14 protein-coding genes are annotated in these 14,550 nt (G+C 66.3%); 8 read left to right on the top strand and 6 right to left on the bottom strand.

Annotated elements, in window-relative coordinates:
- Positions 1-5 precede the first annotated feature (5 nt).
- Entirely contained in the window at positions 6-419 is a 414-nt protein-coding gene (locus tag A37U_RS45195; RefSeq protein ID WP_020499352.1) for a DoxX family membrane protein, read from the bottom strand.
- Positions 420-531: 112 nt separating this feature from the next.
- Between A37U_RS45195 and A37U_RS0124705 the strand changes: the two genes are divergently transcribed.
- The 5 genes from A37U_RS0124705 to A37U_RS0124685 all read left to right on the top strand — a co-directional run bounded on the left by A37U_RS0124705 (position 532) and on the right by A37U_RS0124685 (position 5,104).
- Positions 532-1,719 (top strand): ATP-binding protein, encoded by a 1,188-nt coding sequence (locus A37U_RS0124705; RefSeq protein ID WP_020499351.1) that lies wholly within the window; start codon positions 532-534, stop codon positions 1,717-1,719.
- Positions 1,720-1,996: 277 nt separating this feature from the next.
- A complete protein-coding gene (locus A37U_RS51885; protein WP_020499350.1) occupies positions 1,997-2,134 on the top strand; it encodes a hypothetical protein in 138 nt (45 codons plus the stop codon).
- A gap of 210 nt (positions 2,135-2,344) precedes the next feature.
- A complete protein-coding gene (locus tag A37U_RS0124695; protein ID WP_020499349.1) occupies positions 2,345-4,174 on the top strand; it encodes an NHL domain-containing thioredoxin family protein in 1,830 nt (609 codons plus the stop codon).
- 49 nt (positions 4,175-4,223) lie between these two features.
- Positions 4,224-4,553, top strand: a complete 330-nt coding sequence (locus tag A37U_RS0124690) for a GroES family chaperonin (RefSeq protein ID WP_026197566.1) — start codon at positions 4,224-4,226, stop codon at positions 4,551-4,553.
- 122 nt (positions 4,554-4,675) lie between these two features.
- Positions 4,676-5,104, top strand: a complete 429-nt coding sequence (locus A37U_RS0124685; RefSeq protein WP_020499347.1) for a CBS domain-containing protein — start codon at positions 4,676-4,678, stop codon at positions 5,102-5,104.
- Between the two features lie 152 nt (positions 5,105-5,256).
- Here the strand turns inward: A37U_RS0124685 and A37U_RS0124680 are convergent, their stop codons facing one another.
- Together A37U_RS0124680 and A37U_RS0124675 are read right to left on the bottom strand one after the other, a co-directional pair.
- A complete protein-coding gene (locus tag A37U_RS0124680) occupies positions 5,257-6,273 on the bottom strand; it encodes a hypothetical protein (RefSeq protein WP_026197565.1) in 1,017 nt (338 codons plus the stop codon).
- Between the two features lie 131 nt (positions 6,274-6,404).
- On the bottom strand, positions 6,405-6,995 hold the full coding sequence (locus A37U_RS0124675; protein ID WP_231644904.1) for a TetR/AcrR family transcriptional regulator: 591 nt from the start codon (positions 6,993-6,995) through the stop codon (positions 6,405-6,407).
- 168 nt (positions 6,996-7,163) lie between these two features.
- On the opposite strand from A37U_RS0124675, the gene A37U_RS0124670 reads away from it, so the two are divergent.
- Together A37U_RS0124670 and A37U_RS48540 are read left to right on the top strand one after the other, a co-directional pair.
- Positions 7,164-9,392, top strand: coding sequence for a (Fe-S)-binding protein (locus tag A37U_RS0124670; RefSeq protein ID WP_020499344.1), 2,229 nt, complete (start codon positions 7,164-7,166; stop codon positions 9,390-9,392).
- A 57-nt stretch (positions 9,393-9,449) separates the two neighbouring features.
- Positions 9,450-10,529 (top strand): recombinase family protein, encoded by a 1,080-nt coding sequence (locus A37U_RS48540; protein ID WP_338055056.1) that lies wholly within the window; start codon positions 9,450-9,452, stop codon positions 10,527-10,529.
- 1,065 nt (positions 10,530-11,594) lie between these two features.
- Here the strand turns inward: A37U_RS48540 and A37U_RS0124655 are convergent.
- Positions 11,595-12,197, bottom strand: a complete 603-nt coding sequence (locus A37U_RS0124655; protein WP_020499342.1) for a hypothetical protein — start codon at positions 12,195-12,197, stop codon at positions 11,595-11,597.
- A gap of 86 nt (positions 12,198-12,283) precedes the next feature.
- Complete coding sequence (locus A37U_RS0124650) at positions 12,284-12,859, bottom strand: TetR/AcrR family transcriptional regulator (RefSeq protein WP_026197563.1); 576 nt, start codon at positions 12,857-12,859, stop codon at positions 12,284-12,286.
- A gap of 144 nt (positions 12,860-13,003) precedes the next feature.
- Here A37U_RS0124650 and A37U_RS0124640 point away from each other — a divergent pair, with 144 nt between their 5' ends.
- On the top strand, positions 13,004-13,909 hold the full coding sequence (locus A37U_RS0124640; protein WP_020499339.1) for an alpha/beta hydrolase family protein: 906 nt from the start codon (positions 13,004-13,006) through the stop codon (positions 13,907-13,909).
- A 77-nt stretch (positions 13,910-13,986) separates the two neighbouring features.
- Here A37U_RS0124640 and A37U_RS0124635 read toward each other — a convergent pair.
- The coding region (locus A37U_RS0124635; RefSeq protein WP_020499338.1) for an IS3 family transposase at positions 13,987-14,550 on the bottom strand (564 nt) is incomplete at its 5' end.

Below are 14,550 nucleotides of genomic sequence, written 5' to 3'. Positions count from 1 at the left end.
ACCACTCACGAAGGCCGCTTTCGGTTTTCGCCCTTGTCGAGAGCGGCGATGAGCAGCCCGCCGAGCAATGCCAGGTTCTTGTCGAAGTGGATCCGATGTGTGGCCCGCGAGGCCTCGTCATCGTGTTCCCAGTAGGAGTGACCGGCGAGCGTGGTCGGTACCAGGCTCGCGGCGAGCAGCAGCGCCGCCAACCGCGGGCATTTCCCGAATCCGAGCGCGAGCCCGGCCCCGGTCTTGACCAGCGCGTCGATCTTGACCAGCGTCTCCGGGTCGGTCGGTACCGGGAGCGAGCGGTCGCCGATGGTCTTGTCCAGCAGTGGGCGCGCGAGCTCGACCCGCCCAGCCGGGTGCCGCAGTGTGTCGATTCCGCCGCTGACGAAGACCCAGGCAAGCAGTGGTCGAGCGATCCGACGAAGCATGTTCAGTCCACCTGTCCCGTTCTCGATGAGTCCGCTTCCTCCCGAGAACCTACTCTCGACACGTATTCCAAAATCTTGGATCGATCCTAGAAACCCCGATACAGTCCTCGATATGGATCCGGTCCGCAATCCGTTCGCTCCGGGAGCGGGACAGCGCCCACCCGAACTGGCCGGCCGGGACCGTGAACTCGCCGCGTTCGACGTGGTCCTGGAGCGGGTCGCCAAAGGACGACCGGAACGCAGCTTGGTCCTCACCGGCCTGCGCGGCGTCGGCAAGACAGTGCTGCTCGCGGAGCTGCGTTCGATGGCGATGCGGCACGGCTGGGGCGCGGGCAAGGTCGAGGCCCGCCCGGACGCCGGACTGCGCAGACCCCTTTCCGCGGCGTTGCACCGCGCGATCCGTGATCTCGCCGTGCGCCATCGTGCTCCGGACCGGGTCGAGGCCACGCTCGCCGTACTCAAGGCATTCGCGCTGCGCAGCGCACCGAGCGACGCGAAACTGCGGGACCGATGGCAACCGGGGATCGACGTACCCGCCGCGAGCGGCCGCGCCGATTCCGGGGACATCGAGATCGACCTGGTCGAACTGTTCACCGATGTCGCCGAGCTCGCCGCCGATGTGGGCAGCGGGGTGGCCCTGCTCATTGACGAGATGCAGGACGTGCGCCCCGAGGACGTCTCCGCCTTGTGCGCCGCCTGCCACGAACTCTCCCAGTCCAGCGCGCCGCTCGTCGTGGTCGGCGCGGGCCTGCCCCACCTGCCGACCGTGCTCTCGGCCTCCAAGTCCTACTCCGAACGCCTCTTCCGCTTCGTACGGATCGACCGGCTCGAACGCGAGGACGCCGACCGCGCGGTACTCGCCCCCATCGAACGCGAAGAGGCCGACATCGAGCCCGAGGCACTCGACGCCCTCTACGACACATCCGGCGGGTACCCCTACTTCGTGCAGGCCTACAGCAAAGCAGCCTGGGACGCCGCACCGCAGAACCCGATCACCGTCACAGACGTCCAGATGGCCGCCCCGGAAGCCGAAACCGAGCTCGCCGTCGGGTTCTTCGGGTCCCGCTACGAACGCGCCACCCCCGCCGAACGCGAATACCTGCACGCCATGGCCGAGCTCACCAAAGGCGCAGACGCGGGCGCGGCGAGCACCGAAGTCGCCCGGCATCTCGGTCGGCGCGCCAACTCCCTCTCCCCAGCCAGGGACAGCCTCATCAAGAAGGGGCTCGTCTACTCCGCCGAACGCGGCCACATCGCCTTCACCGTCCCCCACTTCGGCCGCTTCCTGCTAACCCGCTGACCTGCGCGAACACCGCTTCGTGCGTGGAAGTGTTGGTTAGAACCAACACAACCACGCACGAGTGGATCTACCCCTGTCTGCAGTTATCTAGCATGAACACTAGAAATAGGTAGGTAGCCTTAGCGACTGAACGTGTCCGGATGAACTGCTGCAAATAGCTTGATTAGCCGCATAATCAATGGCCCGTGCGCCAAATTACCATCGAATAAGTGGCACGTGCGTACGGATTGCGTCATACTGGACAGCAGGGGACAGACGAGAACTGAGGAGCGCACCCATGAACATCACCGCGAAGATTCGTGCCCGCAAGGAGCGCAACCGCACGAACAAGACGAGAAAGGCGGGCATCGACCGCGCCCGCATGCGTCACGAACTGGCGACCATCGCTCACGCACAGCACGCGCGGATGCGCTGAACTGCCCGAAAATCCGCGGTACCGCACGAATTCAAGCGAATTTCGCCGAGGTTGTAACGCAGCACGACGCTCCGTCGATGTACTGGATGACCCCGTGATGCTGTCGGACCCCCGACCTGACAGCACCGCGGGGTTTTCCACATCCTGGACCGCTTTCCCGGCTGGCAGCCGGAAGGAACACGCACGCTGGAACGCGCGTTGCCGATAGACGTGCGAACCACGAGTGAACGTGCGAAAAGCCGGGCCCCGGAGCTGAGCGGACGCGGCTGGCTGAACACCGGCGGGAAGAACTACGAGCTCCGCGATTTCCGGGGAAAGTTCGTTCTGCTCGATTTCTGGACGTTCTGCTGCATCAACTGCCTGCACGTGCTCGATGAGCTGCGCGAACTCGAGGCCGAATTCACGGACGTGCTGGTGACCATCGGCGTGCACTCCCCGAAGTTCGAACACGAGGCGGACCCGGACGCGTTGCTCGCCGCGGTCGAACGCTACGAAGTCCACCATCCCGTTCTCGATGATCCCGAGCTCACGACATGGCAGCAATACGCCGTGCGCGCCTGGCCGACCCTCGCCCTCATCGACCCGGAGGGGTACCTGGTGCATGTCGCGGCGGGCGAGGGCCACGCCGAGGCGCTGCGGGCGGTGCTCGAAACGCAGCTCGCCACGCACGAGGCCGCCGGAACCCTGCACCGCGGCGACGGCCCCTATGTGCCACCGCCACCACCGGCAACGACGCTCCGCTTCCCCGCGAAAGTAGCGAACACACCGCGAGGCACGCTGCTCGTCACCGATTCGGCGCGGCATGCGGTCGTGGAACTAGACGCGGACGGGGTGACCGAGCTGCGCCGATTCGGAACGGGGGAACGCGGCAGCGCCGACGAGCCCGCCCAGTTCGCTGAGCCGTCCGGGATCACGCCACTGCCAACGGAAATCGCCCGGGAAGTCGGCTATGACGTGGTCATCACCGACACCGCCAATCACCTGCTGCGCGGACTCGATCTCGACACGGGAACCGTGCGCACCGTGGCCGGGGTCGGCAGTCAATGGCGTGCCGGCGCCACCGACGGCCCGGCCACCGACATCGAACTGAGCAGCCCGTGGGACGTGGCCTGGTGGCACCCCACCGGCGGCGTCGTGATCGCGATGGCGGGCAACCACACCCTGAGCGTGTTCGATCCGATCGCCGGTACGGTGCGGCGCTTCGCGGGAACCACGGTGGAAGGGCTGAAGGACGGCCCGGCAGGCGAAGCGCATTTCGCCCAGCCGTCCGGGCTCGCGGCTACCGCTGACCGGCTGTGGCTGGCCGACGCCGAAACCTCCGCACTGCGCTACGTCGACACCGATCGACAGGTGCACACCGTGATCGGCACCGGGCTCTTCGACTTCGGACACCGGGACGGCACCGCTGCCGAGGCGCTACTCCAGCATCCGCTCGGTGTCGGCGTCCTCGGCGACGCCTCGATCGCCATCGCCGACACCTACAACGGTGCCCTGCGCCGGTACGACCCCGCGACGGACGAGGTATCGACCCTCGCCGAAGACCTTGCCGAGCCATCGGATGTACTCCTCGTCGAGGAATCGATCCTGACCGTCGCGTCCGCGGCGCACCGCATCGAGCGGCCCGTGGCACCCGGTGTCGCCCAACAACTCGTGCGCGGCGAGGCGATGCGGATCAGCAGGCCGGCGACCGGAATACGCCCCGGCCGGATCCGGCTCGACGTGATCTTCGCGGCGGCACCGGGCCAGCGGCTCGACACTCGATACGGACCGTCCACCAGGGTCGAGGTCTCCGCCTCACCACCCGAGTTGCTGGTGTCCGGGAAGGGCACGAACACCGACCTGTCCCGTGAACTGGTGATCGACGAAACCATCGGCGAGGGCGTGCTGCACGTCGTCGCGCAGGCCGCGAGTTGCGCCGATGATCCGGCCATCGAACACCCTGCCTGCCAGCTGACCAGACAGGACTGGGGTGTTCCGGTCACCGTGACCACGACCGGCACCGACCGCCTCGCGCTGCCCCTCGGAGGACTCGATGCCTAGCACGCTGGACCGTACCGACCCGGAAAGCCCGGACCGGGGCACCGATACCATGCCGCAGGTGGCCGACCAGAAACTCGAGATACAGATGCTGCACGACCGCCTCCTCGTGCGAACCACACCCGAGGAAGGCGAGCGGCGTAGTGGCGGCGGGATCGTGATTCCGGCGACCGCCCAGATGGCCAAGCGGCTCGAGTGGGGCGATGTGCTCGGCGTGGGCAACAGCGTGCGCAACGTCAAGGTCGGCGACCGGGTGCTGTTCAACCCCGAGGAACAGCTCGAGGTCGAGATCGGGGCCAAAACTTACCTCGTGATGCGCGAGCGCGACGTCCACGCGACCGCGACCGAGCGGACCGACCACGGGACCGGCCTGTACCTCTGACCTCTCCACCCAGGCCTGTGCCGTCCCTCGGGATTAGGGCGATATGGGGGATTTACGTCCACTCCATAACGCTGCACACTGTAACCGAGATCACACCGCTGAGCGCTTGTCGGGAGCGTGTTATGTACATCTCGGATGTGTTGCAACGTAAGGGGTCAAACGTCGCCTCGGTCGAATCGCGGAGCACCGTGCGCGAGTTGCTGGCCGAACTGGCCGAGCGCAACATCGGCGCGGTCGTCGTGCTCACCGATCAGCAACCGTCCGGTGTCGTATCCGAGCGCGACATCGTGCGACATCTGCATGCCGGTGGCGAACGAGTGCTCGACTGGCCGGTCAGCCAGATCATGGCGACGCCGATCGTGACGTGTACGTCGAAGGACACCGTCGACAGTGTCATGGTCACCATGACCGAGCGGCGCGTCCGGCACATCCCGGTCATCGACGACGAGCAGCTCGCCGGAATCGTCTCGATCGGGGACGTCGTCAAACACATGATCGCCAAACTCGAAACCGACCGCGAACAACTCGAGACCTACATCGTCAAGGGCTGACCTGGGATTTTCCGTGCTTCGTGAGTGGTTGTGTTGGTTAGAACCCGCACATCCGCTCACGAAGGGTTCTCCAGGCGAGGCCGGAGGCGGTAGCGAGGGATCAGCGGGGCACAGAGTAGGTGACCGTCCGGATTCAGTGGCCCTCGGCGGGGTCAGCCGGCCTCGGCGCGGGTGTTCACCGTGCACCGCGGGCAGCGGCGGGCAAGGAAGAGCACTCCACTGCGGCGAAGGACGCTGATGACTTCCTCGGCGACCCCACAGGGATCGGTGTGGACTTCGTTCCACCCATAGGTCAGTCGTGACCGGCCGGCCAGTTCGGCGGCGTTGTCTCTTCGCCGGTCCCGAAAAGCCACCCACGGCATCGCGTGCCAGGTTCGGCTGTCCAGGCGCACGGTCAGCAAAGCACCCAGGTGATCGTAGGTCGCGTCCTCGTAGAGAATCCGATCATCCACGAGGAACGGTTGCTGCCTTCGCGCGGGCGGTATGCCGTGCGCGCGCTCGACCAGCTCCAGGTATTCGCGCTCCAACTCGGACATCAATCCGCTGGCAACGAGCCTGAGCGCCCCGTTCAATGCCTTGCGGTACCGATAGGGCGGCCGCACCTCGAGGTTTCTCCCCAGCTGGCGGACGGTCACCGGCCAGCGTCCGGCGAGGCCGATGAACATCGTGGTGGCATCCGCCACGCTCGGTTCCGCCACAGCGAGGTCCGTGAGCGTGTCCACTCTCCTCGTACGCTCCGGATCATTACCGGCGCCGATATGCCGGATCGCGCGCGACCGGTGCACCTTGACCAAGGGCAGCTGGGAGATCGCCGAACGTCCATAGGCGACGGTGATCTCGACCTCGGCCGGCCGCCGTTGTTCCGTTTTGCCTTGCCAACGATCAGCCGCACTCGTATGGCTGAGCATCGCCGTCGGCCCGCCATAGAGCAGCGCCGCGGCCACCTTCGCCGAATGCGTCAACGGACCGGTGAATGTCGCATAGACGCCGCGGACCACCCGTTGCCATCGCCGCGCATCCAGATTCGCCTGCAACACGCCCCTCGTGATCGCGAACTCACGCAGCTGGCGCACATGCACGACTCCATGCTGCCGAGCGAGCATCGCGCGCCATTCCTGCCGACGACGCGGCGTCAACCGCTCCTCGGACCAGCGCTCATTGCTCGGCATACCTCACTATCGCGCGATCCCGATAAAACGGCGAGCACCCTAATCCTCAGTTGTGGATAACCACTTCCTGTCCACAACGGGACGCATACGCATTCGTGAGTGATTGTGCGGGTTCTAACCAACACAACCACTCACGAAGACTGGCCCGCTGAGCGGAGGAGGGCGGCTATGACCGGTTCGAGGTCGGCGGCTCGGGGGGATTCGTCGTCGATGAGGCCCTGGATGAGTAGCCCATCGATGGCCGCGAGGAAGACGCGGAAGGCGACCTCGTCGTCGTGACGCACCATCGAGGTGAGCACGTCGAGCCAGCGTCGTGCGGCGGGACGGAGCGAGGGGCGCCGGGCAGCGAGGAGGTAGAGCTCGTATTCGGCCATGGTCCGCCCACGTTGCGGGCCGAGCGCGTGCGCGATCAGGGCCGCGATCTCGGCTGCCGCGCGCCTGCCGTGCGAGCGCACGTGGTCGATCATCCAGTAGACCTCGGTCGCCATGTCCTTGGCGCCGGTGAGCAGGGTGGCGATCAGCAGCTCGTCGAGGGTCGCGAAGTGGTAGGTGGTGGACGCGGTCGGGATCCCGGCTTCACTCGCCACGGTCCGGTGCGTGACCCCTGCGACGCCGTCCCGCTCGATGACCCGCAGGGTCGCTTCGATGATCTCGGCGCGCCGCTTCTCACCCCGCACCTTGCGGCCGTCCACTCCACTGCGCGCTCCCGAACGCGGACTCACTCCGCTCCACCTTCCTCTCGCAGGTCACGTCAAATTACCTGAACGATAGTCCCAATATCCAGGAGGCATGCACCACATTCGCGGGACGGTGGGCATGCCGATCAGTTACTCATCGGTAATGAGCTTTAAGGTGCTCGGATCAACGGTTCCTGACGAAAGGCCCGGACCATGAGTGCGTGGCAGATCACGCTCGGCTCTGCCGGCGTGGCGATCAGCCTGGTCGCGTGGGCGATGTTCTTTTCCGGCGCCTGGCGGATGGTGCGCATCATCCGGCTCGGCCAGCCGGACTCGACGCGCAACGGCCCCTTCATTCCCCGCCTGAAGACTCTGATCAAGGAATTCGCCGCGCACACGCGGATGAGTAAATTCCGGCATGTCGCCCCATGGCACTGGATGGTGATGTGGGGCTTCCTGCTCGGCGTCCTGCTCGTCTTCGAAGCCTACGGCGAGGCGTTCGTTCCGTCCTGGCATTGGCCCTACCTCGGCGCTTGGTCGGTGTGGAGCCTGCTCGTCGAGCTACTCGGGCTCGGCACGATTGTCGGCGGGGTTGCGCTCGCCGTGATCCGGCAGCTCAACCACCCGCGCCGGGCCGATCGGCAGTCGCGGTTCGCCGGGTCCAACTTCGGCGCCGCCTACTTCGTCGAAGCGGTCGTGATCATCGAAGGTCTCGGCATGCTCGGCGTGAAGGCCTTCAAGGAATCCAGCGGCCTCGAGGACATGCCGCTGTGGTCGAGCTTCGTGACCAAGCCGCTGTCCTCGGTGCTGCCCCCGAGCCCGGTGCTGGTCTCGGTGATGGCGCTGATCAAGCTTGCCTCCGGAATGCTCTGGCTCGCCGTGGTCTCCCGCAACCTGACCATGGGCGTCGCGTGGCACCGGCTCTCCGCGTTCTTCAACATCTACTTCAAGCGCGAGGACTCCGGCGATGTCGCGCTCGGCGCGCTCAAGCCGATGATGAGCGGCGGCAAACCGCTCGACTTCGAGGAGGCCGACCCGGACAAGGACGTGTTCGGCGCCGGGCAGATCGAGGACTTCTCCTGGAAGGGATTCCTCGACTTCACCACCTGCACCGAATGCGGGCGCTGCCAGTCGCAATGCCCCGCATGGAATACCGGTAAGCCGCTGTCCCCGAAGCTGGTCATCACACAGCTGCGCGATCACGCCTACGCGAAGGCCCCTTACCTGCTCGCGGGCGGCAAGCGGGACATGGCCGGCGACGAGGTCGGGCTCACCGGTGAGGACCCGCACGCCGGCATCGACGTGCTCGCGCTCGCGGAGTCCGAGAAATCGCTCGTCGGCGACGTCATCGACCCCGAGGTGCTCTGGTCGTGCACCAGCTGCGGCGCCTGCGTCGAGCAGTGCCCGGTGGACATCGAGCACGTCGACCACATCGTGGATATGCGCCGCTACCAGGTCATGATCGAGTCGAACTTCCCGAGCGAGCTCAACGGGATGTTCAAGAACCTGGAGAACAAGGGCAATCCCTGGGGACAGAACGCCAAGGACCGCCTGCAGTGGACCGAGGACCTCGACTTCGAGGTGCCCGTGTTCGACGGGGACCTCGGGGACGCGGAGTACCTGTTCTGGGTCGGCTGCGCGGGCGCTTTCGAGGACCGCGCGAAGAAGACCACCCGCGCGGTCGCGGAACTGCTGCACATGGCCGACGTCAAGTACGTGGTGCTCGGGCCGGAGGAAACCTGCACCGGAGACCCGGCACGGCGCGCAGGCAACGAGTTCGTGTTCCAGCAGCTGGCCATGCAGAACGTCGAAGTGCTCAACTCGGTGTTCGAGGACCGTGAGCCGGGCAAGCGCAAGATCGTGGTCACCTGCGCGCACTGCTTCAACACGCTGGCCAATGAGTACCCGCAGCTCGACGGGCACTACGAGGTCGTACACCACACGCAGCTGCTCAACCGCCTGGTGCGAGAGCGGCAACTGGTGCCGATCGCGCCGGTCGGCGGGAGTGCCACCGACATCACCTACCACGACCCCTGCTACCTGGGGCGGCACAACAAGGTCTACGACGCACCGCGCGAACTCGCCGGTGCGGCCGGAGCCAACCTGCGCGAGATGCCCAGGCACGGTGACCGGTCGATGTGCTGCGGCGCTGGTGGGGCGCGCATGTGGATGGAAGAGAAGATCGGCAAGCGCATCAACGTGGAGCGCGTGGACGAAGCACTGGGCACCGCACCCTCGAAGATCGCGACCGGCTGCCCGTTCTGCCGGGTCATGCTCAGCGACGGGGTGACATCCCGGCAGTCCGATGGGCTCGCCTCCGAATCCGTCGAGGTGCTCGACGTGGCGCAGCTGCTGCTCAACTCCGTGAAGCGTGAGGCACCCGCGAGCGAGCAGGCCGATGAGCCCAGCAGTGAGACCGAGGAAACCCCGCTGACCTCGTAAAACGGGCTTCGTGCGTGGTTGTGTTGGTTCTAGCGGACTCTTATTTGGTGACCTACGGTGGTTGTTGTGGGTCACGATGGGCAGGTTACCGCTGGTCAGCAGGGGCAGGATGGCCGTGCGGGTCGGTTGGTGTTGGATTCGTATGGTCGGTTGTCGCAGGTTCCGGAGACGGGTGAGTGGGAGAAGGTTGAGACCCAGCATTCGGATAACCGGCGTGTGATCGACCGGGTTGGCGGCATGCTGGGTGTCCAGTTGGATGATGGGGTGTCGGCGTGGCAGCGCGGTACCCGCCGTAAAGGCTGGGAGCGGCTGCTGGAGCGGGTGGAGTCGGGTGCCTCGGACGGGATCGTGGTGTGGCATACCGACCGCTTGTTCCGCCAACCCCGAGACCTGGAACGCCTGATCGATCTGGCGGACAAGGGCTACCGGATCTACTCAGCCCGAGGATCACGGGACTTGTCAGACCCGGACGATCGGTTCATTCTGCGGGTCGAGGTCGCCCACGCGGCCCGCTCATCAGATGACACGCAGCGGCGTATTCAGCGCCGGTTCGCCACGATGCGCGAACGCGGAGTCCCGCACTCGGGTGGCCGTAGCTTCGGGTTCCCCGGCCTGGAGCGCGGCACCCGCGACACGCGCAAGGAACGCGAGGAGGTTCCCGCCGAGCTGGTGGCCCGGGAGCGGCAGGCGTTGCGGGACGGGACGCGGGACGCGCTGGCGGGGGTATTCCAGGCGGTGATCGCCGCCGACTGGAACCGCGAAGGCCTCTTGACGGCTGAGGGCAAGGCGTGGACCCCGGTCGCGGTGCGCCAGGTGCTGTTGCGGCCGCGCAATGCGGGGCTGATTGTGCATAACGGGCAGGTGGTGGGCCGGATGCCGGGCGAGCCGATCGTGGACCCGGACGAGTTCAAACGGTTGCAGGCGAAGTTCGCCGGACGCCGCCGTGGCCGCCGCCCGGGTCGGTCGGGTGTATCCCGGGTCGGGGGTGCTGCGGTGTGGCGTGTGCAAGCGCCCGCTCTCCGGGCGTACGCAGTCGGGTTTCTATGCCGACGGGCAGCAGCGGCGCCAGTATCACTGCCGCAAGGCCAGCGGCGGCTGTGGCGGTGTCGCCGCCGACGCACGGTCGGTGGACGCTGAGTTGCGCATGCAGGTGGCGGCACGGCTCTCCGATCCCCGACACGCAGCCGCCGTGGAGGTCGCGCGCGCCCAGGTCGCTGAACGGCTGGAGGCGGTGAAGGCCGAGATCGCCGAATGCCAGCGCATCCAACAGGCACTCTCGGATCGGCTCGGGCGCCGCGAGATCACCATCACCGCCTTCGACACAGGAAACACACCCCTAGCCGAGTCCCTGGCCAACCTCGAAGCCGAACGCGACCAGCTTCCTCGCCGAAGGCGGCGCACCCGACGGACCCGTCCGCGCGCTACCCCGCGAGAAGATCGTCGCCCAGTGGGACGCAGGCGACACCGACACCCGACGCGCCATGCTCGAACGCGCCCTTGGCACCTCGCGCCTACTCCTGGACCCCGCCACCGAACGCGGCGGACGCCGCCGCTTCAACCCCAACCGCCTACGCCTGATCAACCGCGACCAAACCAAGAGCAACCGCGCCACGACCGGGGATAGCTGACACGGTCCTGGCATCTCGGGTACCAACGGTCCGGCCGCTGCGATGCCCGCTCCGGATTGCGCCTAAGACGGAACCCCCGCAACACTGCGTCCGTGCTGGACACGGTGCCTTCCCGGGGATCCGGCGGTATCCCAGACTCCCTTGACCAGAAAAGGGGATATATCGATATTTTGCGGCGCTCGGTGGGCGGCGGCTGCTTGGCAGTGCCCGTCGTCGTTGTTGAGGAAGGATGTGTTTAATCGTGGGTCATTGCGCCGCTCGGCGACAGCTGGTGCAGACGCGCAGAGATTGAGGCGCGCCGCTCAAGGTGGTGCTCACGTAGAGCGTGGTGCCACACAGCGCGGTCACCGGACGGGCTGTCGAACGTGGCGCCAGATGCACCACACGCTGACTACCGACGATCCATGCGTACTGCTGCGCCACCACACTCACCCCGCGTTGCCCGAATCCCGCTCGGAACCTGTGATCCGTACAGGAGACGCAGCACCTCGGCGAGCATGACGGCCTTCGCGGACGCGGCATGCAGCTCCGTCGGCAGGCCCCTTCGATGAAGAGATCGACAAGATGGACCGGTTCAACTGCCGGGTTGGTCGGAGCGCTGGGTTTCTGCTGGGTTCGGGTGTAGTTGTTCGATCGTGCGGGTCAGAGAGCGGAGTTGGGTGTCGATGTCGTCGAACCGCAGGGTGTGCTCGCGTTGTTCGGCGCGGAGTTCGTGGATGCGTTCGGCGAGGTCATCGATGGCTTGGGTGAGTTGAAGATAGTTTTGATGCGAAGCGGCGTGATCGTTGGCGAGGTGTTCGCGCACGCGGCATTCACCGACCACGCAGGAACCATCAGCAGCGTGTTCGGTCTCGCTACCGGGTAGGGGCGTTTTGCCTTGGTCGGATTCGATGAGGAACACCCGTGGGGTGCGGGCCAGAGCCCAGTGCAGGACTTCCCAGAAGTATTCGGACTCGAAATGATCGCTGCGGGGCCCCTGGTCGGCCAGCCAGCTGGCTTGCCAGTGCGGATGCCGTTCCCACGGGTACCGGATCAGGACTTCCCCGGTCCCACGCTCAGGAGGCGTAGCCGCCTCGGCTGCGGCGTTCCCGTCCGGGGAGTCCTGTGGCCCTGCCAGCATCTGCGCGAAAGTCTGCCCCAGTCCCGGATACAAGCCCGCAGCCTTGGCATCGGTCACACTCTGTTGTGTCTGGTTAGCAGGATCGTCGGGACCGCCCCAGTGAAACCATGCCTGCCCGCTCGCCATGTTCCACATCTTCAATTTTAGTCGGTTCGCGCGAGGCCGGTGAGGAGCAGGTCGATCATGCGGCGTGCCTGGTAATCGGGGAAGGTGTCTGCTCCTATGCAGAGGTTGCCGATGCCGAGCATCAGGTCGAAGGCCCGAATGTCGTCGCGTGTATGTCCGGTCGCGGCCGCCGCCTTCAGGAGCCGGTCGAGAACGGGCAGGAGGCGGTCGACGAACTCGGAGTGCAGACTCTCGAACCCCGCCTGATCGGAATGGAGCGCCTCGGCCAGACCGTGCTTGGTGACCAGGAAGTCGGCGAAGCGGTGCACCCAGCTCCGCAGGGCGTCCTCGGGAGACTCTCCGTCCGCGGCAGTAGTGGCCGCGAGTGCGTCGACCTGGTGCCGGAAGACGGCAACCACCAGATCCGCGCGGGTGGGAAAATGCCGGTACATGGTGGCGATACCGACGCCCGCTTCCGCGGCGATGTCCCGTATCGGAGCGTCGACGCCCGCGCGGACGAACACAGTAGCGGCGGCATCCAGGAGTGTCTGCTGGTTGCGACGCGCGTCGGAGCGCTTACGCCTGCCGGATGGCGTGGTGTCAGCAGTCGTCATTCGACGGTGCCTCCCTCCTCACTGTTAATCGGATCAATGTTCCGCTATCCTGATGTGGAACACCGATCCGGATCAGTCCATGATCTCAGACGCGTGGCCCGGATCGGAGACCTGGCACATCTTTATCAGGAAGGTCTTCATCACATGAACGACACAACGATTCCCGTCATCTCGGTCAGGCCGGTCTCGCTCGCGGCCCCTGATCGCGGGCAGGACTTGCAGGTGCGCGTCACCGCACCCGCGACGGGCCGTGACCTGCCGGTCATCGTATTCTCGCACGGCATGACCCTGGGCATGGACGACTACGTGCCGCTGGCCGGGTACTGGGCCGCTCGTGGGTTCGTTGTCATTCAGCCCACTCACCTCGATTCGCTCGGGCTCACCCCCGACGACCCGCGCACCCCGCGCGTCTGGCGCATCCGCACCGCCGACCTGACCCGGATCATCGACCAGCTCGACGTCATCGAAACCAAGGTGCCCGGACTGGCCGGGCGCATCGACCGCGACCGTATCGCGGCCGCCGGCCACTCGTGGGGCGCGCAGACTGCGAGCACGCTCGTGGGTGCGCGGGTCATCGACGCCGACGGCACGCCCGGCGAGAGCATGGCCGACCCTCGGGTCAGGGTTGCGGTGCTGCTATGTCTGCCTGGTACCGGCGGCCCCGACCTGAGCCCGATGGCGGCCGAGTACTTCCCATTCATGAGTCCTGAGTTCGCCGAGATGAAGACCTCCAGTCTGATCGTCGCCGGTGACGCCGACCAGTCCCCACTGACGGTGCGCGGCCCGGACTGGTTCACCGACGGCTTCCGCCTCGCCCCGGGGGCCACCGATCTGCTGACCCTTTTCGGTGCCGAACACGGGCTCGGCGGCATCCAGGGCGCCCACGACACGCGCACCACCGACGAAAACCCCGAACGCGTCGCGCTCGTGCAACGCGCCACGCTGGCATATCTGCGCACCGCGCTGGGCCTCGAAGACGGTGCGTGGCCCGAGTTCCGGGCGGCCCTGGCGGCGACCGCCGAACCGCTGGGCAAACTCGACTCGAAATAGAGCAAGCCTGACACTGCGAGCAGCACGCATCGTCCGACAATCCCGACGGGGCTGCTGAACGTTTCTGTGACAGTTGTTTAGGCCGTGGTTGGGGCGGTTTGGGTCATGATGGTTTCGTATTCGATGGGGGTCAGGCGGCTGAGTCGGGTTTGTCTGCGTCGCCGGTGGTAGGTGCGCTCGATCCAGGTCACGATCGCGGTCCGGAGTTCCTGGCGGCTGGTCCACTTACGGCGGTCGAGAACGTTGCGTTGCAGGAGGCTGAAGAAGCTCTCCATGGCCGCGTTGTCACCGGCTGAGCCGACCTGGCCCATCGAGCCGCGAATCTGGTGGCGCCACAGCGATTGTTGCGGCTTGCGCGAGCGAAATTGACCTCCTCGGTCGCTGTGCAGCGTGCACTCGGCGACGGTGCCGCCGCGTCGGGCGACGGCGGATTCCAGGGCGTCGAGGGCGAGCTGGGCGCTNATGCGGTCAGCGATAGAGTAGCCGACGATCCGGTTGGACCACACGTCCTTGACCGCGCAGAGGTAGACCTTGCCTTCGTTGCTCGGGTGTTCGGAGATGTCTGTCAACCACAGGCGATTCGGCGCGTGGGCGGTGAACTCCCGACGCACCAGATCATCGTGTGCGGGCGCGCTGGGCCG

The organism is Sciscionella marina DSM 45152 (assembly GCF_000379465.1).
GTDB lineage: Bacteria > Actinomycetota > Actinomycetes > Mycobacteriales > Pseudonocardiaceae > Sciscionella > Sciscionella marina.
The sequence above is the reverse complement of the archived record's forward strand: the minus strand, read 5'-3'. Positions and strand labels throughout refer to the sequence as shown.